Source organism: Streptococcus dentiloxodontae (genome assembly GCF_053206925.1).
This window is the reverse complement of the sequence record NZ_JBRUHR010000006.1, coordinates 1-26,186: the sequence shown is the minus strand read 5'-3', so window position 1 is coordinate 26,186 and position 26,186 is coordinate 1. Positions and strand designations below refer to the sequence as shown.

Genomic DNA, 26,186 nt, shown 5'->3' with positions numbered 1-26,186 from the left:
TTATGCCAATCCTTCTTTTGTCATAGTTTCTTCAATAGCTGCGATTGCATCGTCAGCATCTGCACCTTCAGCTGAAATAGTAACATCAGCACCTTGACCAACACCAAGGCTCATAACGCCCATGATTGATTTAAGGTTAACTGCTTTTCCTTTGTAATCCAAAGTAATGTCTGAAGCAAATTTGCTAGCTGTTTGCACAAGCAAAGTGGCTGGACGTGCATGAATACCTGTTTCTGCAACAATGTGGAAATCTTTAGAAGCCATAATGGATTCTCCTTTATAATGATGTGATTTTGGGATTACCATATTTTGGTAACCCTTACAATTTAGAATTATACCATAGAGGCATGAGTTTTTCAAGATTAAAACTTGTTTTGTGAAAAAAATTGAAAATCCTTTTCGCGATTATTTTTCATTTTCTTCTATTATATAATCCAATATAACCTGACTAAATTGACTGGTTGATAAGCCTTTAACACCAGACATTAAGCAAGCAAAATCATTGGTTACTTCCTTTTTCGCTATGGCTTTTTCAATCGCTTGAGTTATTAAATCAGAAACCTCACTCCAGCCTATATAATCAAAAAGCATACATCCTGATAAAAGGACAGAACAAGGATTGGCTAAATCTTGATTAGCAATATCAGGAGCTGTACCATGCGTTGCTTCAAAAATAGCATGCCCCGTTTGGTAATTGATATTAGCACCTGGAGAAATACCGATGCCGCCTACCTGCGCAGCTACTGCATCACTGGCATAGTCCCCGTTAAGATTGGTTAAAGCAACAACTTCAAAACGTTCTGGGTTAAGAAGAATCTGCTGCAAAAAATTATCAGCAATAATGTCATTGATAACTAAACGGCCATCTGCCAAAGCATCCGCATATTTTTCCTGAGCCAGCTCATAGCCCCACTTACGAAAGCCTCCTTCTGTGAACTTCTGGATATTTCCTTTGTGAACTAAAGTCACAGTTGTCAGACCATTCTTAAGAGCATAGTCAATAGCAGAGGAAATCAGCCGTTTGCTGCCTTCGATAGAGATTGGTTTGATTCCGATACTGGACGTCTGAGGAAAACGAATCTTGGAAACTTGCATGTCCTCTTGTAAAAAATCAATGACTTTCTTGACATCTGCTGTTTGCGCTTCCCATTCAATTCCTGCATAGATGTCCTCGGTATTCTCACGGAAAATGGTGATATTTGTTTTTTCGGGTTCCTTGAGCGGGCTTGGAACGCCTTTGAAATAACGAACAGGACGGACACAAGCATAGAGGTCTAAGTCTTGACGCAAGGCTACATTCAGCGAACGTATTCCACCGCCAACTGGTGTCTCAAGAGGGCCTTTGATGGCCACCAGCTTTTCTTTAATGCTGGCAAGTGTTTCCTGCGGCAGCCATTGACCTCTAGTATCAAAAGCTTTCTTACCAGCTAAAACCTCCTGCCAATCAACTCTGCGCTGACCTTGATAAGCTACTTCTACAGCTTTATCAAAAATAGCCTGCGCGTTTTTCCAGATGTCGCGGCCGACACCATCGCCTTCAATATAGGGAATGATCGGGTATTCTGGGACTTGTAGCTGTCCCTCAACCATTTTAATTGCTTCTGACATAATTGCCTCCTGACTAACGCTGTTCTATTGGAATGTATTTTAGATTTGATGGGCCATTATATTTTGAACGCGGTCGAATCAATTTGTTGTTCTTTTGCTGCTCTTGGATATGGGCAATCCACCCTGCTACACGGCTCATGGCAAAGATCAGCGTGAAAATAGAGCTGTCAATACCAAGCACATGGTAAACTGTAGCTGAGTAAAAATCAACATTTGGAATCAGTCCCTTTTTTTCTTTCATAAAAGTCTCAATTTCCTGAGACAGTAAGAACAGATCCTCGTTTTCAGTTCCTTGAGTTAATTCCTTAGCCATTTCGCGTAAATATTCTTCGCGTGGATCCTGAGTCTTGTAAACACGATGTCCAAAGCCCATGATTTTTTCTTGTGAATCCAATTTTTCCTGAAGATAGGCTTGCGCATCTCCTGATTGACGAATCTCGCTTAGCATATCAAAAACACGTTCGTTGGCGCCTCCGTGCAGAGGGCCTTTGAGAGCACCGATAGCTGTCGTAACACAGGAGTAAATATCCGTCAGCGTCGAAGCACAGACACGTGCCGCAAAGGTTGAGGCATTGAGCTCATGATCTGCATGTAAAATCAGGGCACGGTTCATCGCTTCGATTTCCAATTCCGACGGCGTTTCTCCATTTAACATGTATAGGAAATTAGCCGCAAAACCTAAGTCTTTACGTGGTTCAAGAGGTGTATCACCCATACGCAGACGGACAAAAGCCGCAATGATAGTCGGCATCTTGGCCATGAGTTCAATGCTCTGCTGATAGACTGCTTCAAAAGAGCGTTCTTCTGCCTGAACATTATAAACTCCCAGCAAAGAAACAGTTGAGCGAAGTACACTCATAGGATGCAGATGCGGACGGGACTGTATGAGAATGCACTGCTCAACTGCATCACTAATCTCATAATTATTCCTAAGTTCTGTTTCAAAATATTTCAACTCGATCCGAGTTGGCAGATGACCATTCCACAAAAGATAGATAACCTCTTCAAAAGAGGCTTTATGTTCCATGAACTCGGAAATATCATAGCCAGCATAGGTTAACTTATCATCAATAATAGAAGAAATACGCGTATCGCAGGCAATCATATCCTTAAGACCGTTTGTTTCAACTGTTCCCATAGCCTACACTCCTTTCAATTTCTTACGAATCACCATTGGGAGAATACCACCATTTTGGTAATAACGAATGTCAGCGTCAGCATCAAAGCGCACAAGCGCTTCAAAGGTCTTGCTGTCATTTTCACTTTGAGCTGTCACCGTCACCACTTCATGAACACTTGGATTTTCAGGCAAATCAATGGTATAAGTTTCCTGTCCTGTCAGTTCAAGTGTATCAGCTGTCTGACCATCCAAAAATTGCAGGGGTAAAATCCCCATCATAACTAAATTGGAACGATGAATCCGCTCAAAACTCTCAGCAAGAACAACCTTGACGCCCAAAAGATTGGCACCTTTGGCAGCCCAGTCACGGCTCGAACCCATACCATAATCTTTGCCGGCAAGAACAATCGTCTCCTGCCCATCCTGCTTGTATTTCATAGCCGCATCGTAAATAGACAGAATATCACCCTTATAGTTGGTATAACCGCCAATTTTACCGTCCGCCAGTTCATTTTTGATACGAATATTGGCAAAGGTGCCTCGCATCATGACTTCATGATTGCCGCGGCGGCTGCCGTAGGAATTAAAATCCTGATAGTCCACGCCGCGCTCTTCAAGGTATTGAGCTGCAGGACTGTTTCTAGCGATATTTCCTGCAGGCGAGATGTGGTCGGTTGTCACCGTATCTCCAAACTTAGCCAAGACCTTGAGGTTATTTAAAGGCTTGATTGTCAAATCATCTCCTAAGTTTTCAAAATAAGGAGGATTCTGGATATAGGTTGATGCTAGATTCCACTTGTAATTTTGGCTGGACTCTGTCGGGATAGCATTCCACTTTTCACTGTCTGTAAAAACATTGGCATACTCTTCTTGGAAAAGCTGACGCGTCACATAACGATCAACATAAGTTTCAATTTCCTCACGGCTAGGCATGATATCATTAAGATAAACAGCTTCGCCATTATTTCCAAAACCGAGTGGTTCTTCTGTCAGATCAATATTGGTATTGCCAGCCAAGGCGTAAGCTACTACCAAAGGCGGACTGGCTAGATAATTTGCCTTGACCAAAGGATTAATGCGTCCTTCAAAGTTACGATTACCAGAAAGAACCGCACTGACCAGTAAGTCTTCCGATGAGATAGCCTCAGCCATTTCTGGGCGCAGACTGCCTGAGTTTCCAATACAGGTCGTACAGCCATAGCCGACCAAATTAAAGCCAAGCTGATCCAGATAGGTTTGTAAACCACTAGCCTTGAGATAACCAGTCACCACCTTGGAACCTGGAGCTAGGGATGTTTTAACGGTTGGCGATACGCTGAGCCCTTTCTCAACAGCTTTCTTGGCCAAGAGCCCAGCAGCCATGAGAACATAAGGGTTGGAAGTATTAGTGCAGCTAGTAATAGCTGCAATAGCCACATGACCAGTTGAAATGACCTCATCACCTTCAGGCAGGTGTACCGTAGCGGTTTTATCCAGCTCTGCCTTATCCAGACCAAAACCACGCACACCAGCTTCATGTACCAAAGCTTCCTGAAAGGCTTCTTTAGCTTGCGATAAAAGGATTAGATCCTGCGGGCGCTTAGGTCCGGAGATAGACGGCTTGATTTGAGCAAGATCAATCTCTACAATCTTAGTGTAATTTGGTATGACATCAAGATTGTAGAAAAGATCATTTGCTTTTGCATAAGCCTCAGTTATCTTGATTTGCTCGTCACTGCGATTGGTTAGACGCATGTAGTTCAGCGTTTCATCATCAATAGGGAAATAACCGCAAGTTGCTCCGTACTCTGGAGCCATATTAGCAATTGTTGCACGGTCTGCCAGACTAAGATTGGACAGGCCATCGCCAAAATATTCAACGAATTTTCCAACCACATTTTCCTGACGAAGAACTTGAGTCACCTTGAGCGCCAAATCTGTCGCTGTTGCTATTTTGGGTAATTCACCGACAAGATGGACACCGATAACATCTGGAACAGGGAAATAAGAGGCCTCTCCCAGCATGGCAGCTTCTGCCTCTATCCCACCGACACCCCAGCCAAGCACACCAATACCATTGATCATGGTGGTATGACTGTCTGTCCCAAACATGGAATCCGGATAGAGAAGGCCGTCTTTTTCAATGATAACATCACTCAAAAATTCGATATTGACCTGATGGATGATACCAGTTGCAGGAGGTACAGCTCGATAATTGTCGAAAGACTTTTCTGCCCATTTGAGAAATTCATAGCGTTCATTATTACGCTTAAATTCCATGCTAACATTATCTTCCATGGCAGTATCACAGCCGTAAAAGTCAACTTGAACACTGTGGTCGATGACTAAATCAACAGGAATCTCAGGATTGATTTGCTCTGCTTTTCCACCATTGTCAACGATAGCGTCTCGCATAGAAGCAAGATCAACCACAACAGGCACCCCCGTAAAATCCTGCAAAATGACACGGCTGGGTTTGAAGGGGACTTCAGAAGAAGTCGAAACATTCGGAAAATTCAGCAAGTCAGATATGTGATTTTTTGTGACATCTATACCATCATATTTTCTCAACAAACTTTCAAGCAAAATACGGATACTGTAGGGAAGCTTTTTTAACTCAACTTCTGCATCTCTAGCCGCATCAGATAACTTGTAGTATTGATATTTTTTGTTATTAACAATTAAGCTAGCTTGGTAATCCATCATATATAGCTCCTCCAAAATATAGTAAATAACGGTTTAATTATACACTTAATTTGATAGAAATACAATCTTTTATCGTACATATGTCATTTTTTATAACATAAAATAGCGAGTTTTAAGCTAAAACTTCTAAATTCCCTTAAATAAGTTCACTTTATATAACATCAAAATCACATCATTTGCAGCTAATCTTACTTTTTCCAAAATCATTTAGTATTAACATATTCAATAAAATCTTCAAGTGCTCTTTTTTTGTCTTGAAATGACTTGACAAATCAACAACAAACACAATATATAGGGGGTTGTTTAATCGAATAACACAAAATATTGTATTTTGTTAGATAAAAAGCTTGCTTTTTTCTTCTATTTTGGGTATTCTATTATTTGCCGTATGGAACATGAAAATTCTTTATTTAGTCTTTAAATATTGAATAAAAAATGATCCCATGCTCATTAGAAAAGGAGAATACAAATGGCTAAAATTACGTTATTTTCAAAGAATAACTGCATGCAATGCAAAATGACTAAGAAGTTCTTGGAAAAAGAAGGGGCTGATTTTGAAGAAATCAATATTGACGAACACCCAGAAAAAATTGACTACGTCAAAGGACTTGGTTTCTCTGCAGCGCCCGTTATTGAAGCAGGGGAAGTTGTCTTTTCTGGTTTCCAGCCAGCCAAATTAAAAGAAATTATCTAGTTTTTTGATAAAACATTCAGAAAGGAATGAAAAGAAACAGCCCTGTGATTGTTGTTTCGTAAGTCCTTAAACTCAAAAAATGAGTTCAAGGGTTTGGTATAAAATATGAGTCTTAAAGAACTTAGCGATGTATCTTACTTTCGCCTTAATAACGAAATTAACCGTCCAGTCAATGGACAAATCCCGCTTCACAAGGATAAAGAAGCATTAAACGCTTTTTTCAGGGAAAATGTTAAACCAAATACTATGGCTTTTGACAGCATCACTGAAAAGATTGCATTTTTGGTTGAGAATGACTACATTGAAGCAGGCTTTATCAATAAATATTCTCCTGAGTTTATCGAACAGATCAATCGTGAACTACATTCACATCATTTCCGTTTCCAATCCTTTATGGCCGCCTATAAATTCTACCAGCAATATGCTCTAAAAACTAATGATGGCGAATATTATTTGGAAAATATGGAAGATCGGGTGCTTTTTAATGCCCTTTATTTCGCGGATGGTAATGAACAGCTAGCCAAAGACTTGGCGATTGAGATGATTAATCAGCGTTATCAGCCGGCAACACCTTCCTTCCTTAATGCAGGGCGCAGCCGTCGTGGTGAATTGGTATCGTGTTTCCTGATTCAAGTAACTGATGATATGAACTCTATTGGCCGTTCCATTAATTCAGCTCTGCAATTATCCCGTATCGGCGGAGGAGTAGGTATTACTCTAAGCAATCTGCGTGAAGCTGGTGCGCCCATCAAAGGCTATGCTGGAGCTGCATCAGGAGTTGTTCCTGTTATGAAACTCTTTGAAGACAGCTTCTCCTACTCCAACCAACTTGGTCAGCGTCAGGGAGCTGGAGTTGTTTATCTTAATGTTTTCCATCCTGATATTCTTGCCTTCCTTTCTACTAAAAAGGAAAATGCGGATGAAAAAGTGCGTGTTAAAACCTTATCACTTGGCGTAACGGTTCCTGATAAATTCTACGAGTTGGCACGTAAAAACGAGGATATGTACCTCTTTAGCCCTTACACGGTTGAAAGAGAATATGGTATTCCATTCAATTACATTGATATTACCGAAAAATACGACGAGTTAGTAGCCAACCCGAATATCACCAAGACCAAAATCAAAGCACGTGATTTAGAAACTGAAATTTCGAAGCTACAACAAGAGTCTGGTTATCCTTATATCGTCAACGTTGATACAGCTAATCGCAGCAATCCTATTGATGGTAAGATTATTATGTCTAATCTTTGCTCTGAAATTCTTCAGGTACAGGCACCTAGCACCTTAAATGATGCACAAGAATTTACTACTTTAGGAACCGATATTTCATGTAACTTAGGATCAACCAATATCATGAATATGATGACCTCACCTGACTTCGGACGTTCCATCAAGGCCATGACACGCGCATTGACTTTTGTTACTGATTCTTCCAGCATTGATGCGGTTCCTTCTATTAAAAATGGAAATAGCCAAGCCCATACTTTTGGCCTTGGTGCCATGGGGCTGCATTCTTACCTTGCTAAGCATCACATCAAGTATGGAAGCCCAGAGTCTGTTGAATTTGCAGATGTCTACTTTATGCTTATGAATTATTGGACTTTAGTAGAATCCAATAACATTGCAAGAGAACGTGGTGAAACTTTTGTTGGCTTTGACAAATCAAAATACGCTGATGGCACTTACTTTGATAAATATGTGACTGGCCAATTTGTTCCAAAATCGGATCGTGTCAAAGAACTTTTTGAAGGGCATTTTATTCCTCAAGCAGAAGATTGGGAAGCGCTGCGTCAAGCCGTTATGAAAGATGGTCTCTATCATCAAAATCGCTTAGCAGTTGCGCCTAACGGCTCTATCTCATATATCAATGACTGCTCTGCTTCCATTCACCCCATTACGCAACGTATTGAGGAACGTCAAGAAAAGAAAATTGGGAAAATCTATTATCCTGCCAATGGTCTTTCAACTGACACCATTCCTTACTACACTTCTGCTTACGATATGGATATGCGTAAAGTGATTGACGTCTATGCAGCTGCAACGCAACACGTTGACCAAGGTCTCTCACTGACCCTCTTCTTGCGCAGCGAATTGCCAAAAGAACTCTACGAATGGAAGACCGAAAGTAAACAAACGACACGCGACCTATCTATCCTGCGTAATTATGCCTTCAATAAGGGCATCAAGTCCATCTACTATGTCCGCACTTTCACTGATGACGGTGACGAGGTCGGATCAAACCAATGCGAAAGCTGTGTAATTTAACTGAGCAGTCAGGAATGAAGCTAATGCTCCTATCCTTGACCCAGCAGCCACTAGGGTAGCCTGTCTAGCTCACTTACTAACTCCGAAAATGAAGTACTATTGATTTCATTTTCTACTTGTCATAACTAAACAGCAAGTCTCGGGGAAAATTCTTGAACCCTACCTGTTGGGATTTACTCATTACATTTAAGAAACGAACGTATTGAACCCAAAATCAATACTTTTCGACTTGGTGACAAGAGCAACGTAGTTGCTCGGAGGTAACTCAAAGACTTCAGGTTTTGAGTTAAATCATGGAACGACGAAGTCGGTCGCTGACGACTCCACCACCCAAGAAAAGTATCAAAAAATAACTAAACAAAATACAGCTCATAACTCTATCAGGAGATAATCATGACAACCTACTACGAAGCAATAAATTGGAATGAAATTGAAGATGTGATTGACAAGTCAACTTGGGAAAAGCTAACAGAGCAATTCTGGCTTGATACTCGTATTCCCTTGTCAAACGACTTGGACGACTGGCGCAAGCTTTCTGCTGAAGAAAAAGATCTAGTTGGTAAGGTCTTTGGCGGTCTGACACTGCTAGATACCTTGCAATCTCAATCTGGTGTCGAAGCTATTCGCGGCGATGTGCGTACCCCGCATGAAGAAGCTGTGCTTAACAACATCCAATTCATGGAATCTGTCCACGCTAAATCTTATTCGTCTATCTTTTCAACTCTTAACACCAAATCAGAAATTGAAGAGATTTTCGAGTGGACCGACAACAATGAATATTTGCAAAAAAAAGCAAAAATTATTAATGATATTTATGAAAATGGAAATGCTCTTCAAAAGAAAGTCGCTTCTACTTTCCTTGAGACCTTCCTTTTCTACTCTGGTTTCTTCACACCGCTCTACTATCTAGGTAATAACAAGTTAGCCAATGTTGCTGAAATCATCAAACTGATTATTCGTGACGAATCCGTTCATGGCACTTACATTGGCTATAAGTTCCAGCTTGGCTTTAATGAGCTATCTGAAGAAGAGCAAAGCGAATTCCGCGATTGGATGTATGATTTGCTCTATCAACTCTATGAAAATGAGGAACTCTATACTCAAACACTCTATGATCCCGTTGGTTGGACCGAGGAAGTTATGACTTTCTTGCGTTATAATGCCAATAAAGCCCTTATGAATTTGGGACAGGATCCACTCTTCCCAGATACCGCTAATGATGTCAATCCTATTGTGATGAATGGTATTTCTACAGGGACATCCAACCACGATTTCTTCAGCCAAGTCGGAAATGGTTATCTGCTTGGAACCGTTGAAGCAATGAAAGATGATGACTATAATTATGGATTGTAATAAAAAACAACTCGAATGAGTTGTTTTTTTAATTGATAAATTATAAAAATGAATTCAATATAACATTTAATTGCCGTGAAAATGCTATTTTACTTTTATTTCAAATCCTTCTGCTACTGCTTCTGAAAAATTATTTTCAACGATTTCTGCACAGTGATCACAGATGTGAGCATTGTAAGTGCGATCTTTTGTCGTCATATCAACACGGCGGCAGCGCTCACAGACATCACCTTTGGCATGTGTGACAGCAAAAGCAACATTTTCAAATACCGTTGCATCTGATGGTGCAGTTTCTTGAGCAATTGTCAATTCGGACACGATAAGAAGCTGGGCAATATCACTATCTAATTGCTCAAGCAGAGCTTTTACATCATCTGAAGCATAGACTGTCAGATGAGCTTCTAGAGATTTACCAATAACCTTTTCATTACGAGCTTCCTCGAGAGCTTTTTGTGCCTGCGTACGGAAAGTCATGAAAGTTTCCCAATTTGTCAGAAGCTCAGCTTCATTGACAAAGGTTTCAGCTTTAGGCATTTCAGATAATTGAACAAATTCTTCGGTTTCAAAGTCAAGATAGGACCAGATTTCTTCAGCTGTATGAGGAAGAATAGGGGTTAAAAGCTTGGTAATTTTAACCAAAATATCATAGAAAACAGTCTGCATTTGACGGCGTTCTTTGCTATCTGCTGCTTCAATGTAAACAATATCTTTAGCAAAATCAAGATAGAAAGCCGATAAATCAATCGTGATAAAGTTGACAACAGCTTTGTAAATAGCCATAAAATCATAAGCTTCATAAGCATTTAAAATGGTTTGAACCAATTTATTAAATTTGACTGTTAGATATTGATCAACTTGACGAAGATCAGAAAAAGTAACGGCATCTGTATTAGGATTAAAATCAGATGTATTGGCAATCAAGAAACGAAGCGTATTTCTGATTTTTCGATAGGTTTCAGAAACCTGACCAAGAATATCCATTGATACACGAACATCACTATCTGTATCTACAGAAGCCACCCAGAGACGCAAAATTTCAGCTCCGTACTGCTTAGCAACATCGTTCGGCGAAATGATATTTCCTTTTGACTTAGACATCTTTTCACCCTTACCATCAAGAACAAAACCTTGAGATAAAACTGATTTATAAGGTGCATGTCCATTGACAGCTACAGAAGTGATAAGTGATGAGTTGAACCAACCACGGTACTGATCAGAGCCTTCAAGATAGAGATCTGCTGGATAGGAAAGATTATCACGCGCATTCATAACACCATTCCATGATGAGCCTGAATCAAACCAAACATCCATGATATCCGTTTCTTTCTCAAAAATGCCATTTGGAGAACTTGGATGGGTAAATCCCTGAGGCAGAAGATCTTTAGCCTCACGCTTCCACCAGATGACTGAACCATGTTCTTCAAAGAGATCTGCCACATGATCTGTAACTTCTTTGGTCATAATTGCGGTACCATCTTCTGCATAAAAAATTGGAAGAGGAACTCCCCAAGCACGCTGGCGGGAAATAACCCAGTCACCACGATCACGAATCATGTTATAAAGACGTGTCTTACCCCATGATGGATGAAAATTCGTCTTTTCAATTTCATCAAGAATATCTTGGCGGAATTGCGATACTGATGCAAACCATTGCGGTACTGCACGCCAAATAATTGGTTTCTTCGTACGCCAATCAAATGGATAGGAGTGAGTAATCACTTCTGATGCAAGGAGTAAATCACCTAATTTTTCCTTTACAGTTGGCAGAACCTTATCATAGAACTGACCTTCAAATTCAGGCCCCGCATTTTCCATCATGATTCCACGGCTATCAACCGTCACAGCTACTTCAAGTCCATTGGCAATCCCGACATTGTAGTCATCTTCACCAAAACCTGGAGCCGTATGAACAATACCTGTACCTGAATCTGTCGTAACATGATCACCAAGAATAACCAGCTCATCAACTTCTGTATCCCATGGATGCTCAACGACAATATGATTGAGTTCCTTACCATTATATCGAGCTAGAATCTCAAAAGATGCCCAGCCGAATTTTTCAGCCAAGCTATCAACCAGAACCTCAGCTACGAGGTATTTACGCGCTGAGCCATCAGGCAAAACAAGTACATAGGTCATATCCGGTCCAACAGTCAACCCTCGCGAAGCTGTAATGGTGAATGGTGTTGTGGTCCAAACGACAATGTAAGAATCAGTATCAAGAATCCCTTTGCCGTCTTTCACACGGTTAGCATAATAGAGTGAGGTAGAATCAATATCATGATATTCAATTTCTGCCTCCGCAAGAGCAGACTCTGATGACCAAGACCAATAGACTGGCTTAGCGCCGCGATAAATATAGCCCTTATCAGCCATAGCACCAAAAACACGAATTTGGTCTGCTTCATATTGCGGCTTTAAAGTAATATAAGGATTTTCCCAATCCGCTGAAACGCCTAGACGTTTGAAATCATCACGCTGTTTATCCACCTGAGAAAGAGCATAGTCACGACACATTTCAAGGTATTCAGCCAGATCCATCTCTTTACGTTTGACACCCTTTTTCGCTAAAACCTGCTCAATAGGAAGTCCATGTGTGTCCCAACCTGGAACATAGGGGGCAGAAAAACCTGACATAGATTTTGCACGTACAATAATATCTTTTGAAATTTTGTTCAAAGCATGCCCAACGTGAATATTACCATTGGCATAGGGAGGACCATCATGAAGGTGGAAAGAAGGTTTACCTTCATTTAATTCTTGACGTTTTTTATAAAGTTCAGCTTCCTCCCAAGCAGCCTGCCATTGCGGCTCTTTGTTCGGAAGTCCAGCACGCATCGGAAAAGCTGTTTTGCCAAGGTTCAGGGTTTCTTTTAATTTCATGTTTGCTCCTTAATAAAGTAATAGGCAGTCCCATAGACATAGAAAAAGCTCCCATCTCAAAGGACGAAAGCTCGTGGTACCACCTTGATTTAGATAGAAGATAAAGCACCTTCTATCCCTCTTTGAGCTGTAAGGTAGCTCAGACCTTCTAGCTTACTTATTTCTGCTAGAACGATTGAAAATGATAGCTAAACAATCAGAGACTGCAGGACTCACACCATCTCCTGCTCGCTGTTAATATCATTGCAAAGCTGTATTTTTCTTATTCGTTAATATTTAATTTGAAAGTCTGCGTTTCGTTAAGATTGATTCCATGCTCATCTGTATCGTTTTCAACTTCTTCTCTTTCCTGAATTACGAAGTCTTCTGGAGCAATGATTTCAACTGGCTGTGTATCGCCGATAGATGTTTCAGCTTCTAACTGTTTATTGCTCTCAGCAACACGGCGCTGTAGCTCAGCCATTTCTTCAGGAGTAAATTGGCGTGTTGCATCAAATGATGCAGCGTCATTTGATTCTGGCACATACTCATCAAGCACTTTTTCAACAACTTCTTTGAAAGCCGCATCTGAATTCTGAAGATAAACAGCTGTAGGCTGTAATAATTCATTCCATTCAGGCGCATTGGCTAAACCGAGCTGTCCTTCAACCGCAGCCAGCAAACGCTGGTGGAAAATACGGCTTTGACGTTTTAAATCCTCAGTTTCGACAGCTACACGTTTTGCTTCGTCGGTTGCATCGCGTAAAATCTCTGAAGCTTTTGCTTTAGCCTCTTCAATCAAATGCGTAGAATCATATTTAGCCTTGGCTAAAAGATTAGCAGATTCATCTGCAGCTGAGGTCTTTACCTTTTCAGCTGTTTCCTGTGCTAAAATAACAGACTTACTAAGAGATTCTTTCATTTCATCGAAGTAGGCTAATTTTTCGTCCAGATCTTTGATACGAGTCGCAAGAGTACGATTGTCACGAACCAACTCCTCATAGTCATCATAGATGATATCCAAAAAATCATCAACTTCTTCTGGACTGTAACCACGCAATTTTGTGGAGAATGTTTTATCTTTAATATCAAGTGCAGTAATTGCCATTACCTGTCTCCTTTAGTTTACATTTTTATAAAATAGCTAAGCTAGTTCAATTAGCTCGCAGACTTTACTAAGATTATCATAGTCAGTTTTTACTAGTTAATCCTTGAAAGATAAGATTTAAAAATTCATCAACCTTATTTGGATTATAATCATGAATCTTCTTTTGAGAATACCTTATCTTTTATATCAAATACCGTAAGCGCCATTATAACCTTCTTATCATCTAAAGCAAGTCTAATTTCGAATAGACTTTTTATTTAAGTTCTTTTCAACAGTAGCTTTATGTTTACCTGACTTAGAGTACCCCTCAAGGCTAAGCAGTTTAAAGCGGCCAAATCCCTTAACAGAAATCATATCTCCTGCTTCGACTTGCTGAGTTGGCTTAGTTAGGGGCTGATAATTCCGCTTGACTTTCTCACTGGCAATCAGCTTATCAGCTGCAGTTCGAGAGATTCTCAAAACAGTTGCAATAACATTATCTAAACGCAGACTGGATAAGAGAACAAAATCTCTAATAGCCTCTTCGTGATTTTCAATTTTATCACTCAGTGCAGTTTCCTTGAGACAAACAGAAGTTCTTCCAATTCTATCAACAGCACTTATGAAGTAATTCATCATAGCCGCTGTTACAAAGATTTGTGCTCTGCCATTATCATCCAATAAGATATCACCAAAAAGTCTGCGGTCAATTCCTAACTGGTTAAGAAGACTTCCCATAATTTGTGAATGGGTCAGTCTATGAAATTTGCTAGTATAAACAATTTCCAGCAGACGTAACTCAAAATCATTGGAGTCCAACTGATAATAGTTAGGTGCTATAATCACTCTGCCATATTCAGTCGAAAACCAATCTACACTGGCATGTACTGTCAAACCATAATGATTGCCAAGATCTCTTATTATTTGAATTTCACGAGGATTTAGAAAATCTGTCAGATGTGGAACATACCTATCTTCCACCTGCTGACAGTATTCTCTAATCCTCTCAACAAATACCCTTTCACTGGGCTGATAATGCTGTTCAATTTTATCAAGTTTCACCATTTTATATAAGAATTATTACCACAAGTCGGTATAAAACCTGCATCAGGACAATAGCTACCATAATAGTAAAATCAAGACCAGCAATAGTCAAGTTAAAGCGGCGCAATGGACGCAAAATTGGTTCTGAAAGCTGGTGCAACAGACGGCCAAACCAAGTATCGTAAGCTCCTGGGAACCAAGACAAAAGGGCATAAATTATCAGAATCCAAGAATAAACTGTAATCAAACGGCTCAGTAGAATTAATAAATAGGCGATCATATTTTATCGTCTCTTCATATCAAAATCAAAGTTAGCTTCTTGACCAATGTTTGCAAGCCCAATCTCTTCCATATCAACAACAACATTGATAGGTGTTAAAAGGTACATTGATGAACCAACCTTTTGTAAATTTCCAGTTAGAACTTTGCTAGCTCCGTCAATGAAATCCAGACAGCGACGTGCTTGAGCTTCTAACATATATTGGAAATCAATCAGAACACATTCATTTTCAATTAAGAGGTCTACAATTTCTTGTGCATCTTCATATCGTTTAGGGTATTTGATGGCAATTGTAGTCTTAGTTGGATTAGCTTGAGCCGCCTGCTGTATTTGACTGCGGTTAACTGGCAGACTGCGGACTGGCGGTGTTTCTTGTGCGTCTGTCTGACTTTGAGGACGTCGCGTTTGAACTACCTGAGGTCGATGACTAGCAATTGGACGCTGTTGGGGCTGCTGCGCTGCAGCTGGACGAGGCTGAGAAGCTGGTTTTTGTGTTGGCTCCTCATTTTCTGTTACCTCATCAGTATCAAAGTATGAGATAATTTTTTCAAATCTATCTTTGAATGCCATAGTTAATTCTCCATGTTATTTAAAGAAGGCTGTACCTATTCTGACAAAGGTTGAATGATTCTGAATGGCTATTTTAAAATCACCACTCATTCCCATACTTAGTTCATCACAAGGTATATTCTTTAAGTGTTTTGACTGAATTGACTTCCGAAGCTCTTCAGCTGCAGCAAAGATGCTGTTGAGTTCTTCATCCGTCGCATCAATTGGTGCCATTGTCATCAGCCCAACAACTCGGACTTTATCCAAAGGCTCAATTTGCTCAAGAACCTGTTCCATTTCTTGAGGCGAAAAACCGTGTTTGGTTTCTTCACCAGAAATATTGACTTGAAGGAAACAATTAATAGGATGTTCAGCACGTTTTTGAATTTCTTGAGCTAATTTAACTGAATCCAAAGCGTGAAAATAATCAACAAAGTTGATAACGTCCTTGACTTTGCGGCGCTGCAGGCTTCCAATCAAATGCCAAGTCACATCATAGCCGCTCAAGGCCTGATACTTATCCAAGAATTTATCTACACGGTTTTCACCAATGTGAGTAATTCCTGTCTGAACAAGTTCTTCTGCTGTCCTAGAATCAACATACTTAGTTACAGCAATAATGGATACATCCTGTACAGAACGTCCAGCCTTCTGACAAGCTTCAGCTACGGCCGAATAAACTGATTCCTTATTAGATTTTAAATTCATCATTATCGATTTTTAAAGAATGGCGGTGTTTCCAGTTCATCATCATCTTCTGTATTATTAGCAAAAGTTGACATTGTCAGCTGGCTATCTAATTCTCCAGTTTCTGGACGGGCAATATTATCACGACGTAAATCCCAATTACCAAAAGCTGATTGCTCTTGATTTTGAATTGGCACAGACTGAGCTGGACGAAGACCTGCTTGAGGCATATTATGTGTTTCACCGTAATCAAAGGAGTTGCGACGCTCAAATGATGGCTGTACAGTTGACTGGCCTTGAGGCTGACCTGACATTGCTGAACGTGTCTCAGAATTTGGTACCGATTGAGCAAATGGACGTGATGCTGGGATACCAGTAACCTTTTCAGTTTTTTCTTTACGAACACCTGTTGCCACAACTGTTACACGAATCTCATCTTTAAGAGTGTCATCAATGGCTGTACCAAGCCAGATATTGACACCCTTACCAGCTGCCTGACTAACAATTTCAGAAGCTTCTTCAGCCTCAGTTAATGTCATATCAAGACCGCCGGTAACATTGACAATAACATCTTCTGCACCATCAATTGTTGTTTCCAAAAGTGGTGAATAAATTGCTCTGCGAGCTGCTTCAGTGATACGCTCTTCTCCAGAACCAATACCAATACCCATAAGAGCATTGCCTTTATTTGCCATAACTGTTTTAACATCGGCAAAGTCAAGGTTGATAAGTCCAGGGCTTGTGATGAGGTCTGTAATCCCTTGAACCCCCTGACGAAGAACATTATCTGCTTCGCTAAGTGCTTCAAGAAGAGGTGTCTTTTTATCAACAATTTCCAGCAAATTGTTATTTGAAATGATCAGCAATGTGTCCACTTGTTCACGAAGTTCTTGAATCCCTTCAACAGCAAAATTACTGCGTTTATTTCCTTCAAAGCCAAATGGACGTGTTACAACTGCAACAGTAAGAGAACCGAGATCTTTTGCAATGCGGGCAATAATTGGAGCAGCTCCTGTACCAGAACCACCGCCCATTCCAGCAGTGATAAAGACCATATCAGCACCTGTCAGGGCTTCTGTCAAAGCTTCTTCACTTTCTTCTGCAGCCTTTCGACCGATTTCAGGCTGACCTCCAGCACCGAGACCGCGAGTCAATTTAGGTCCTAATTGGATAACTGTTTCAGCTTTTGAAGCACTCAAAGCCTGGATATCTGTATTAGCAGCTATAAATTCAACACCAGCTAATCCCTCATCAATCATTCGGTTGATGGCGTTTCCGCCACCACCACCGACACCGATAACTTTAATAACTGCACCTTGAACTGACGCAGCGTCAAATGAAAAACTCATTTTATTTCCTCACTTATATTCATTCTTAATCAAACATACTACCGAATATCCCGCGAACACGATCGCCAATTTTTTGCTTTGGTTCATCATCATTTTCAGCTGACGGCCCATTTGACGCAGCTGTAGCATCTAAAGGACGCGGAATATTGTGCACAACACCTTGCTGCGGATGAGCTGCCTGAACAAATTGGTCTGTATCTGCTGATGTTCCAACATCTACAGGTTTTCTGCGAAGCAATTCTTCACCTGTAACGGCTTTTTGAGCAATGACATCAACATCTGTCAGAGTTCCGACATACTCAACCAAACTAATAACATTGGCAAACATTGGATTGCGAATACCAACTTGATTGGGAACGTAAAGTTTAACATTGGTATTAAAGACTTCTTGAGCTACTTCTACGATACCTGGCATAATAGCTCCTCCGCCAACCAATACGATGCCTCCTGGCAACTCAAGAAGACGGCCGCGATCAAGATCTTGTTTAATACGATCCAGCAAATGCTTAATGCGAGCAGATATAATTTCGGATAAATAGCGCTCTGTCACTTCAACCGGAGCTCTTTCTCCAACAACCTCAACCTGAACTGTCTCTGTCTCGCTGGCTTCTGCAACATTGGCATCACCAAAATTAAATTTCAGAGCCTCTGCCATTTGCATCGAGGTTTTAAGAACCTTCGAAATATCCTTAGTGACATATTCGCCGCCTTCAGAGTAGATATTGGTAAATTGAAGTTCTTGAGCCCGCATACTGGCAACAGTAGTTTGACCGCCACCCATATCAATTACCGTAGCTCCGAACTCTCGTTCACCTTCGTTCAAAACAGTACGGGCAATTGCCAGAGGAGAAATAATAACATTCTCAACTTTGATACCAGCTCGTTCAACTGTTCTGCGAAGATTGTGAAGAATGGTGCTAGGACCTGTATAAATAAGTCCGCGCATTTCAAGACGAATACCCATCATACCGCGAGGGTCACGAATCCCCTGAAAACCATCTACAACAAATTCTTCTGGCACCAGAGAAATCACTTCGCGTTCAGGTGTAATACTCTTCGTCAAAGCAGAACGAACAACACTTTCGACATCTTCATCCTTGATTTCTTTTGAATCACTCGTTACTGGAATCATTCCTTGGGTAGGCTCAATCTGGAGCAGATTCGCAGGTAAGCCAACATTAACCTGTTCAATAGCAATGCCTGCTTTTTCTTCTGCCTGCTCAATAGCTGTCTTGATAGATTTTGCTGCAGTATCAATGTCTACGATAATGCCATCTTTGACACCTGAGCTTTTAACATTGCTGACTCCGATAACATTCATTTCGCCATTGATAAATTCTGCAACAAGAACTTTAATCGAGCTAGTTCCAATATCTAATCCTGTAAAAAAGCCATCTCTAGCCATTCACTCGACCTCTCAATCTTTTCAATCAGTATCTTTAGTAAGCTGTATAAAAACAACATTATTCAGAAATTATTATACCATAAAAAAGCGCATAATGTTAGTAATTTACGTTTTTTGTTATATAAACTTAATTTTATTCAGAAGCTGATTCTGTCAAGTTTTCAGTTGTTGTTTCAGTATCAACAGTCTGACTTGATTCTGTCACACTTCCTGCCTCTGAAGAATCACTGTTATCACTTGCCGCAGCATCTGCTTCTGAAGATGATGATTCTGCACTTGCAGCAGAAGATTCCAAATCTGATGTAGTGGTATAAATACCAACTTCCATATCAACAATTGCTGTCCCATCTAGCTTAGTCTTAATTTTGTCATAATAAGGCAGCTTGGTTTCCAAATCAGACAGAGGAACACGGACAGTATTTCCATCTTGCATCTCTAAAGACAGCAAATCAGGAGTAGCATCTGTAGCCGTTAAGCTGACTACTTTGATTTCAGAGGTCAGTTCCTTACTCATCTTAGCTATTTTCTTGACAAACGTTTTGAGGTAATCTTTGTTGTCAATATTAACCGTGATAAAGTTTTCCGGAAGATTATCAGCTGATACCAATCCATCAACCTTGCCATTTTCCAAAATAGGATTGTAACCATTGTCAGTCTGCTTATAAGCAACAATTTGATATTCGGTAATGGCAATATTTAAATTATTGGGAAAGCCATAACTAATCCTTGCATCTTTAACCCAAGTATTATCGGCCTCAATTTTTTTCTCAATCGTACTGCTGTTCCAAAGGACAGTAGTAATATAATCACTCTCCTGAATAGCGCTGGCTGATAAAATATCTGTTTCTTGGGCATTCACTAATCCAGAAACGGTGATATTTTTGTCTTTCGACAACGGTGAAAGCAGAAAAATAGATAAAAGTATACAAATACTAAAAAAAGATAGGACAATCCCTGCTAACCGCTTTTCCTTAATTGGAATACGGCTAGCAGCTTCTTTTTGACGTTTTCTCTCACGTTTTTCTAAGCGTTTGGCTAAGCGAGCCTGAATCTTTTCTTCTTTAGTTGGTTTATCCTCTGAAACGTCATCCTTATCAGATGATTTGGATTCCTCGTTTTTTTCTTCTGTTTCTTCCTTTGGACGCCGTTGCTCTAAAGCTTCTTGTCGAGTCTTTTCGTTTTCTGCTTCCTCAGCCTCTTTTTTCTTGAGAAATTCAAGATTTCGCTTCTGCCATTCTGTCAGAGAGGGTGTTTCTTTTTCTTGCGATGATTCTTTTTTTGCCATTTCTTCCTCTATTTTTTTGAAATATCTTGGATTAACAAATCATAAAAAGCTTCTTGCGAAGTGATTTCTTCAGACTGACTCATCGCCTTTTTGAAGCTAGCTTCTTGAGCAAATAGCAGAGCTAGCTCCTCTTTTAAGTTATCCAAAGTCAAATCCTGCTCTTTTAATTGAAGGGCATATCCCTTTTTCTCGAAATAAGCGGCATTTTCCAACTGATCCCCACGGCTGGCTTCTTTACCGAGAGGGACTATTATGTGCAGCTTTTGCATAGCAACCAGTTCAAAAATGGTATTAGAGCCTCCACGTGTCACAACCGCATCTGCTAAAGACATCAAAGGCTGATAGAGATCGGTCACATAATCCACACGGTAAAGATTCTTTGATAAGGTGTTTAGTGACTGATCACCTGAGATATTGATGACATTATAATTTTCCATCAAAGCAGGTGTCTGAGAAATGAATTCATTAAAAACTTTTGCTCCTGCCGACCCTCCAATAAACAGCAATGTCTTTTTATTTGTATCAAAATAAGCTTTAATTTCTTCTATTTTTTGGTTGACTCCTGCTTCAATTTTTTCTGGCTCGACTTTTGTAATAGCTCCAACATGTTTGACCTTTGTTAAACTGTCAGCTTGTTCAAACGTACTGTACATTGTCGTTGCAAATTTATAAGCAATTTTATTTGCCAAGCCCATAGAAAGGTCTGACTCATGTACAAATACAGGTAAGCGCAGCAATTTTGATGCAATAACCGGCGGAACCGATACAAAGCCACCTTTTGAAAAAAGAGCTTGCGGCCGCAGTTTCGCAATAATAATCAAAGACTGAAGAAGCCCCCAGCCAACCTTAAAGACATCCAATAGATTTTGCCACGAAAAGTACCGACGAAGCTTTCCTGTTGCAATGGAGTGAAAAGTGACATCAAGTCCTGAAGCCTTAATCTGTTCATGCTCAATCCCATGCTTATCGCCAATATAATGTACCTCCCACCCATCTGTGAGAAATTTAGGAATCAATATAAGATTTAAGGTCACATGTCCTACGGTACCGCCGCCTGTAAAGAGAATCCTTTTTGTCTTGGCCATAGCTTACCCCTTCAACGCTTCAACTGTCGCGATAAATTCGTCCCCGCGTACTTCAAAGTTCTTATACATATCCCAGCTAGCATTAGCAGGGCTGAGTAAGACAACATCTCCAGCATCTGCATGTTCAAAAGCAAGTTGTGCTGCATCTGCCACGTCTTTGGCGTCAACATAAGGAACCCCTGCTTTATCTGCCGCACGTTTAACACGCACAGCGGATTCCCCAAGAATAACCATTTCTTTAAGACCAGTTATATCTGGAACTAATTCGTCAAACTCATTACCACGGTCAAGTCCGCCTGCGATTAAAATAACTTTGCTATTATCAAAACCAGAAAGAGCCTTTTGTGTCGCTAAAATATTAGTTGATTTGCTGTCATTGTAAAATACAACACCATCAATTTCTGTCACATACTGAAGACGGTGTTTGACCCCTCCAAAAGCTGATAAGGTTGTCCTAATTGTATCATTTGAGACACCTGACAACTTAGCGACAGCTATCGTTGCCAGAGCATTTTCTATATTGTGACTGCCTGGCACACCAATTTCTTGTGCTTGCATAACAGACTCACCTTTAAAATACAGAACACCATTTTCTAAATAGGCACCATCAACCTTCTCAGTCGTTGAAAAAGGAACAACTGTCGCCTGTGTTTGAGCAGCTAGTTTTTTTGCTAAATCTTGATTAAAATTGAGAACAACAAAATCTTCTGCCGTCATATGGTTTTGCAAATTCCATTTAGCCGCCACATAATCTTCAAAAGTCCCATGATAATCAATATGAGTTGGCATAAGATTGGTAATAACAGCAATATGCGGGTGAAAACGATCTACTCCCATAAGCTGGAAAGAAGATAATTCCATAACCAGTGTATCTGCTGCTGTTGCTTCCTGAACAACTTCTGAAGCAGGGAAACCGATATTTCCAGATAAAAGAGCAGACTGACCAGCAGCGTTCAAAACCTCTGCAATCATGGTAGTCGTTGTTGTCTTGCCGTTAGAACCTGTAATCCCAATAATTGGAGCTTCAGAAACCAAGTAAGCTAATTCAACCTCTGTCCACACTGGGATTCCTTTTTCAAGTGCGCCCATTACCATCGGATTGTCATAGCGAATTCCTGGGTTTTTAACCAAAAGCTCAAAATCTTCATCTAAAAGCTCAATAGGGTGACTGCCACAAATGACTTTAATACCTTCCTCTAAAAGAGCCTGTGCAGAGGGATTTTCATCAAAAGGTTTACCATCATTGACTGTTACAATGGCTCCTAATTTTGCCAGTAACCGAGAAGCGGCTTCGCCAGATTTTGCCAAGCCAAGTACCAAAACTTTTTTGTTTTCCAATTGCGTTAGTGATTTCATAAAATATCCGTTCTATCAAAAATATATCACCACTATTTTACCCTTAATTAAGTCCCATTTCAAGAAAGACCTTTAGCTAAAAGAAAAAATGATCACTTAAGCGATCATTTTCTATGACGATAACGTCTTTTGGCTTGACGTGAATAAGATTGCTGCGCAGCCGATTGTCCATGAGTCGAAAGACCAAACAAATCTTTGAGAGTGAAGTAGCTCAATACTATCATCCCCACAGTAACAAAGAACTCACCAGGAAGGCTAAAGAATTTAATAATAGACAGAACCGCTAGTAGCAAAAGAAGCGCCAGAACCGATACGACTAAAAGGAGATTCATGGTATTTTTAATCGTTTTAGGAGCAATAAAGAAATAATAAGATGCAATCAAGAGTGCGACAATTAAATAAAACATTTTTCTCTTTTCTAGTTTTTACGTTTTCTTATTCAGCTGATTTCTTCTTTTTATTGGCTTTATCACGAGCTGCTTTGTTTAAAATTTGCTTACGTAGACGAATAGATTCAGGAGTTACTTCCATATATTCATCATCATCCAAAAATTCCAATGATTCTTCAAGCGTTAAAATACGCGGTGTCTTGATAACAGCAGTTTGATCTTTAGTGGCAGAACGAACATTGGTCATTTGTTTAGCAGTCGTGATATTAACACCGAGATCATTTTCACGGGCATTCTCACCGATAATCATGCCTTCATAAACTTCTGTGCCTGGATTGACAAAGATAGTACCGCGCTCTTCAATACGCATAATAGAATAGGTCGTTGCTTTACCGGTATCAATAGAAACCAGTGCACCACGGTGGCGTCCTCCGATTTCACCAGCAATAACAGGCAAATATTGGTCAAAGGTGTGGTTCATGATCCCGTAACCACGTGTCATTGACAAGAATTCTGTTGAGTAACCGATAAGTCCACGGGCTGGAACAAGGAAGATTAAACGTGTTTGACCGTTGCCCACCATCTGCATATCAAGCATATCACCCTTACGTTCTGATAAGGACTGGATGATGGAACCTTGATATTCTTCTGGCGTATCAATTTGAACACGTTCAAAGGGCTCACATTTGACTCCGTCAATTTCTTTAATAATAACTTCCGGACGAGAGACTTGCAATTCATAACCTTCGCGGCGCATCGTTTCAATCAGTATTGACAAGTGAAGCTCACCACGACCTGATACTGTCCATTTATCTGGAGAATCTGTAGCTTCAACCCGAAGAGAAACATCTGTCTGAAGTTCAGCTAAAAGCCGCTCTTCAACTTTTCGTGATGTGACATGCTTACCTTCGCGACCTGCAAATGGTGAGTTATTCGCCAAGAAGGTCATTTGAAGGGTTGGTTCATCAATACGAAGCACTGGTAGGGGCTCAATAGCATCAGTCGGTGTTACTGTTTCTCCGACAAAGATGTCTTCCATACCGGAAACAGCAATCAAATCACCGGCTTTTGCTTCCTGAATTTCACGGCGTTCAAGACCGAAGAAACCAAAAAGTTTAGTAACACGAAAGTTCTTTGTTGTTCCATCAAGTTTTGAAAGTGTAACATTGTCACCAACTTTAACAGTACCGCGGAAGACGCGGCCAATACCGATACGACCGACAAAGTCATTGTAATCAAGAAGAGAAACTTGGAACTGAAGAGGCTCATCTGAATTATCAACAGGTGCTGGAATATGATCAATAATAGTATCAAAAATTGGCGCCATCGTTTCTTCCTGATCAGACGGATCATCTGAGAGAGATGAGGTTCCATTGATGGCAGAAGCATAAACAACTGGGAAATCTAATTGTTCATCATCTGCACCCAATTCGATAAAAAGTTCAAGAACTTCATCTACTACTTCTGCCGGACGGGCAGATGGTTTATCAATTTTATTAACAACGACAATTGGGGTTAAATTTTGTTCCAGAGCTTTTTTCAGCACAAAACGTGTCTGAGGCATTGTTCCTTCATAGGCATCTACAACAAGAACAACACCATCAACCATTTTCATGATACGCTCAACTTCTCCTCCGAAGTCCGCATGCCCAGGAGTGTCCATGATATTAATACGTACATCATTGTATGCAACTGCTGTATTTTTAGCAAGGATAGTAATTCCACGTTCTTTTTCTAAATCATTTGAGTCCATTGCACGCTCTTCAAGCTCCTTATGGGCATCAAGAGTATGCGATTGTTTTAATAATTCGTCAACAAGAGTTGTTTTACCATGGTCAACGTGAGCAATAATAGCCACATTACGGATATCTGTTCTTAAATTTGTCATTTTTTCCTCTATATTATATGTATTAACCTTAAAATTATAACATATTTTTTTGAAAATAGCAGAGTCAAAAAAATGTAAACGCTTTTTATATAACGATATTTTTCTTTCATTAAAAAAACACAGCTGAGAAAGTTTCTCAACTGCATTTTAATTCAAAGAGAATATCTAATCATTTTCTTTCTTCTTGTCAAGCACATAAATACCAAGAGAGGCTAGTATTAAAGCAAGACCAGCTAAAGTCAGATTATTACTTGATTCACCAGTATTTGGAAGTTCCGATTTGGTTTGAATAGTCTCTTTTTCCGAATCAGGCGCTGCAACTTCTTTATCTGAATTAACAGCAGTTACAGACTGAACCTCATCTTTGATAAGAACTGCGCGCAGCCATTGTTTCTGTGTATCTTCACCTTCTGGATTGAAAGAATCATCAAAAGTACCAAAAACAGTTAGAATCTTATTATCCTCTGAAAGGGTATATTCGACAGGATCGACAAAGATTGACGATGGATCAAAATGATAACCGTCTGGCGCCACATATACACGCGTTTGAATAATACCGTTGGAAATGCCTGTGAGAATCTCCTTAACAAAGAAATTACCGCCTTCCTTCAAATAGTAAAGTTCAATATTAACCATCTGGGTCATCGCATTAGGTGTTTTAGGCAGATGATCATATTTATCAAGAATCCCATCATTGTCATCGTCTGAGTCCGTGACATCCGGCGTCCCATCGCCGTCCGTATCCCGCTGAACCGTGATCGTGATGGCCTGACTCGTGCTATGACCCGCACTGTCCGTCGCCGTCACCGTCACCGTGTAGGCATGGCTTTCGTCCGTATCACTCGTCCAGTTCTCGCCACTGGCGCTGCCCGTGATTTGGTTGGTCGACGCATCATGACTCAAGCCCGTTGGCAAGCCGCTGACGCTAACCTCTACCGTCGCGTCATCCTCATCGCTTGCTGAAACCGGTAGGCTGACCGCCGTATGCTCCACAATCGTCGCATCGGACGCGCTGATGACAGGGGCCGAACTGTCGGCCACTTTCGGATGCTTGTCGTCGCTGTCCAAAATCCCATCATTGTCATCGTCTGAGTCCGTGACATCCGGCGTCCCATCGCCGTCCGTATCCCGCTGAACCGTGATCGTGATGGCCTGACTCGTGCTATGACCCGCACTGTCCGTCGCCGTCACCGTC

The 26,186-nt window shown here is 40.5% G+C and carries 21 protein-coding genes and 1 pseudogene; 3 read left to right on the top strand and 19 right to left on the bottom strand.

Annotated features, from left to right (window positions below; translation table 11 throughout):
* The 4 genes from ACVRZ8_RS04735 to acnA form a co-directional block, all read right to left on the bottom strand.
* Window positions 1-264: a phosphocarrier protein HPr gene (locus tag ACVRZ8_RS04735; protein WP_000146945.1), complete on the bottom strand. Its 264-nt coding sequence runs from the start codon at window positions 262-264 to the stop codon at window positions 1-3.
* A 141-nt stretch (window positions 265-405) separates the two neighbouring features.
* Window positions 406-1,608, bottom strand: a complete 1,203-nt coding sequence (gene icd, locus ACVRZ8_RS04730; RefSeq protein ID WP_447448165.1) for an NADP-dependent isocitrate dehydrogenase — start codon at window positions 1,606-1,608, stop codon at window positions 406-408.
* 13 nt (window positions 1,609-1,621) lie between these two features.
* Window positions 1,622-2,746 (bottom strand): citrate synthase, encoded by a 1,125-nt coding sequence (locus tag ACVRZ8_RS04725; RefSeq protein ID WP_447448164.1) that lies wholly within the window; start codon window positions 2,744-2,746, stop codon window positions 1,622-1,624.
* Window positions 2,747-2,749: 3 nt separating this feature from the next.
* Window positions 2,750-5,413, bottom strand: coding sequence for an aconitate hydratase AcnA (gene acnA / locus ACVRZ8_RS04720; RefSeq protein ID WP_447448163.1), 2,664 nt, complete (start codon window positions 5,411-5,413; stop codon window positions 2,750-2,752).
* 469 nt (window positions 5,414-5,882) lie between these two features.
* Between acnA and nrdH the strand changes: the two genes are divergently transcribed.
* The 3 genes from nrdH to nrdF all read left to right on the top strand — a co-directional run bounded on the left by nrdH (window position 5,883) and on the right by nrdF (window position 9,725).
* Window positions 5,883-6,107: a glutaredoxin-like protein NrdH gene (gene nrdH / locus ACVRZ8_RS04715; protein ID WP_447448162.1), complete on the top strand. Its 225-nt coding sequence runs from the start codon at window positions 5,883-5,885 to the stop codon at window positions 6,105-6,107.
* Window positions 6,108-6,212: 105 nt separating this feature from the next.
* Window positions 6,213-8,372: a class 1b ribonucleoside-diphosphate reductase subunit alpha gene (gene nrdE, locus ACVRZ8_RS04710; protein WP_447448161.1), complete on the top strand. Its 2,160-nt coding sequence runs from the start codon at window positions 6,213-6,215 to the stop codon at window positions 8,370-8,372.
* 393 nt (window positions 8,373-8,765) lie between these two features.
* The gene (gene nrdF / locus ACVRZ8_RS04705) at window positions 8,766-9,725 is read left to right on the top strand and encodes a class 1b ribonucleoside-diphosphate reductase subunit beta (protein ID WP_447448160.1); all 960 of its coding nucleotides are present in this window, start codon (window positions 8,766-8,768) and stop codon (window positions 9,723-9,725) included.
* An 84-nt stretch (window positions 9,726-9,809) separates the two neighbouring features.
* Here the strand turns inward: nrdF and ileS are convergent, their stop codons facing one another.
* From ileS to ACVRZ8_RS04630, 15 genes and pseudogenes are all read right to left on the bottom strand, one after another.
* Window positions 9,810-12,608: an isoleucine--tRNA ligase gene (gene ileS, locus ACVRZ8_RS04700; RefSeq protein WP_447448159.1), complete on the bottom strand. Its 2,799-nt coding sequence runs from the start codon at window positions 12,606-12,608 to the stop codon at window positions 9,810-9,812.
* Window positions 12,609-12,870: 262 nt separating this feature from the next.
* Window positions 12,871-13,695: a DivIVA domain-containing protein gene (locus ACVRZ8_RS04695; protein ID WP_447448158.1), complete on the bottom strand. Its 825-nt coding sequence runs from the start codon at window positions 13,693-13,695 to the stop codon at window positions 12,871-12,873.
* Window positions 13,696-13,929: 234 nt separating this feature from the next.
* Window positions 13,930-14,739, bottom strand: a complete 810-nt coding sequence (locus ACVRZ8_RS04690) for a YlmH family RNA-binding protein (protein WP_447448157.1) — start codon at window positions 14,737-14,739, stop codon at window positions 13,930-13,932.
* Between the two features lies 1 nt (window position 14,740).
* Window positions 14,741-14,998, bottom strand: a complete 258-nt coding sequence (locus ACVRZ8_RS04685) for a YggT family protein (protein ID WP_447448156.1) — start codon at window positions 14,996-14,998, stop codon at window positions 14,741-14,743.
* A 3-nt stretch (window positions 14,999-15,001) separates the two neighbouring features.
* Window positions 15,002-15,568: a cell division protein SepF gene (locus ACVRZ8_RS04680; RefSeq protein ID WP_447448155.1), complete on the bottom strand. Its 567-nt coding sequence runs from the start codon at window positions 15,566-15,568 to the stop codon at window positions 15,002-15,004.
* 15 nt (window positions 15,569-15,583) lie between these two features.
* Complete coding sequence (locus ACVRZ8_RS04675) at window positions 15,584-16,255, bottom strand: YggS family pyridoxal phosphate-dependent enzyme (RefSeq protein WP_447448227.1); 672 nt, start codon at window positions 16,253-16,255, stop codon at window positions 15,584-15,586.
* 2 nt (window positions 16,256-16,257) lie between these two features.
* Window positions 16,258-17,583: a cell division protein FtsZ gene (ftsZ, locus tag ACVRZ8_RS04670; RefSeq protein WP_447448154.1), complete on the bottom strand. Its 1,326-nt coding sequence runs from the start codon at window positions 17,581-17,583 to the stop codon at window positions 16,258-16,260.
* A 25-nt stretch (window positions 17,584-17,608) separates the two neighbouring features.
* Window positions 17,609-17,821 (bottom strand): cell division protein FtsA C-terminal domain-containing protein, encoded by a 213-nt coding sequence (locus ACVRZ8_RS04665; RefSeq protein WP_447448226.1) that lies wholly within the window; start codon window positions 17,819-17,821, stop codon window positions 17,609-17,611.
* Window positions 17,794-18,988, bottom strand: a pseudogene (gene ftsA, locus ACVRZ8_RS04660) (cell division protein FtsA); the annotation flags it as partial. The pseudogene ftsA and the gene ACVRZ8_RS04665, both read right to left, overlap by 28 nt.
* A gap of 133 nt (window positions 18,989-19,121) precedes the next feature.
* Window positions 19,122-20,273, bottom strand: coding sequence for a cell division protein FtsQ/DivIB (locus ACVRZ8_RS04655; RefSeq protein WP_447448153.1), 1,152 nt, complete (start codon window positions 20,271-20,273; stop codon window positions 19,122-19,124).
* An 8-nt stretch (window positions 20,274-20,281) separates the two neighbouring features.
* Window positions 20,282-21,358, bottom strand: a complete 1,077-nt coding sequence (locus ACVRZ8_RS04650; protein ID WP_447448152.1) for a UDP-N-acetylglucosamine--N-acetylmuramyl-(pentapeptide) pyrophosphoryl-undecaprenol N-acetylglucosamine transferase — start codon at window positions 21,356-21,358, stop codon at window positions 20,282-20,284.
* Between the two features lie 3 nt (window positions 21,359-21,361).
* Entirely contained in the window at window positions 21,362-22,714 is a 1,353-nt protein-coding gene (murD, locus tag ACVRZ8_RS04645) for a UDP-N-acetylmuramoyl-L-alanine--D-glutamate ligase (RefSeq protein WP_447448151.1), read from the bottom strand.
* A 104-nt stretch (window positions 22,715-22,818) separates the two neighbouring features.
* On the bottom strand, window positions 22,819-23,121 hold the full coding sequence (locus ACVRZ8_RS04640; protein ID WP_447448150.1) for a DUF3165 family protein: 303 nt from the start codon (window positions 23,119-23,121) through the stop codon (window positions 22,819-22,821).
* A gap of 28 nt (window positions 23,122-23,149) precedes the next feature.
* Window positions 23,150-24,991: a translational GTPase TypA gene (gene typA, locus ACVRZ8_RS04635; protein ID WP_447448149.1), complete on the bottom strand. Its 1,842-nt coding sequence runs from the start codon at window positions 24,989-24,991 to the stop codon at window positions 23,150-23,152.
* Window positions 24,992-25,156: 165 nt separating this feature from the next.
* A partial coding sequence (locus ACVRZ8_RS04630) for a putative Ig domain-containing protein (RefSeq protein ID WP_447448148.1) occupies window positions 25,157-26,186 on the bottom strand: 1,030 nt, incomplete at its 5' end.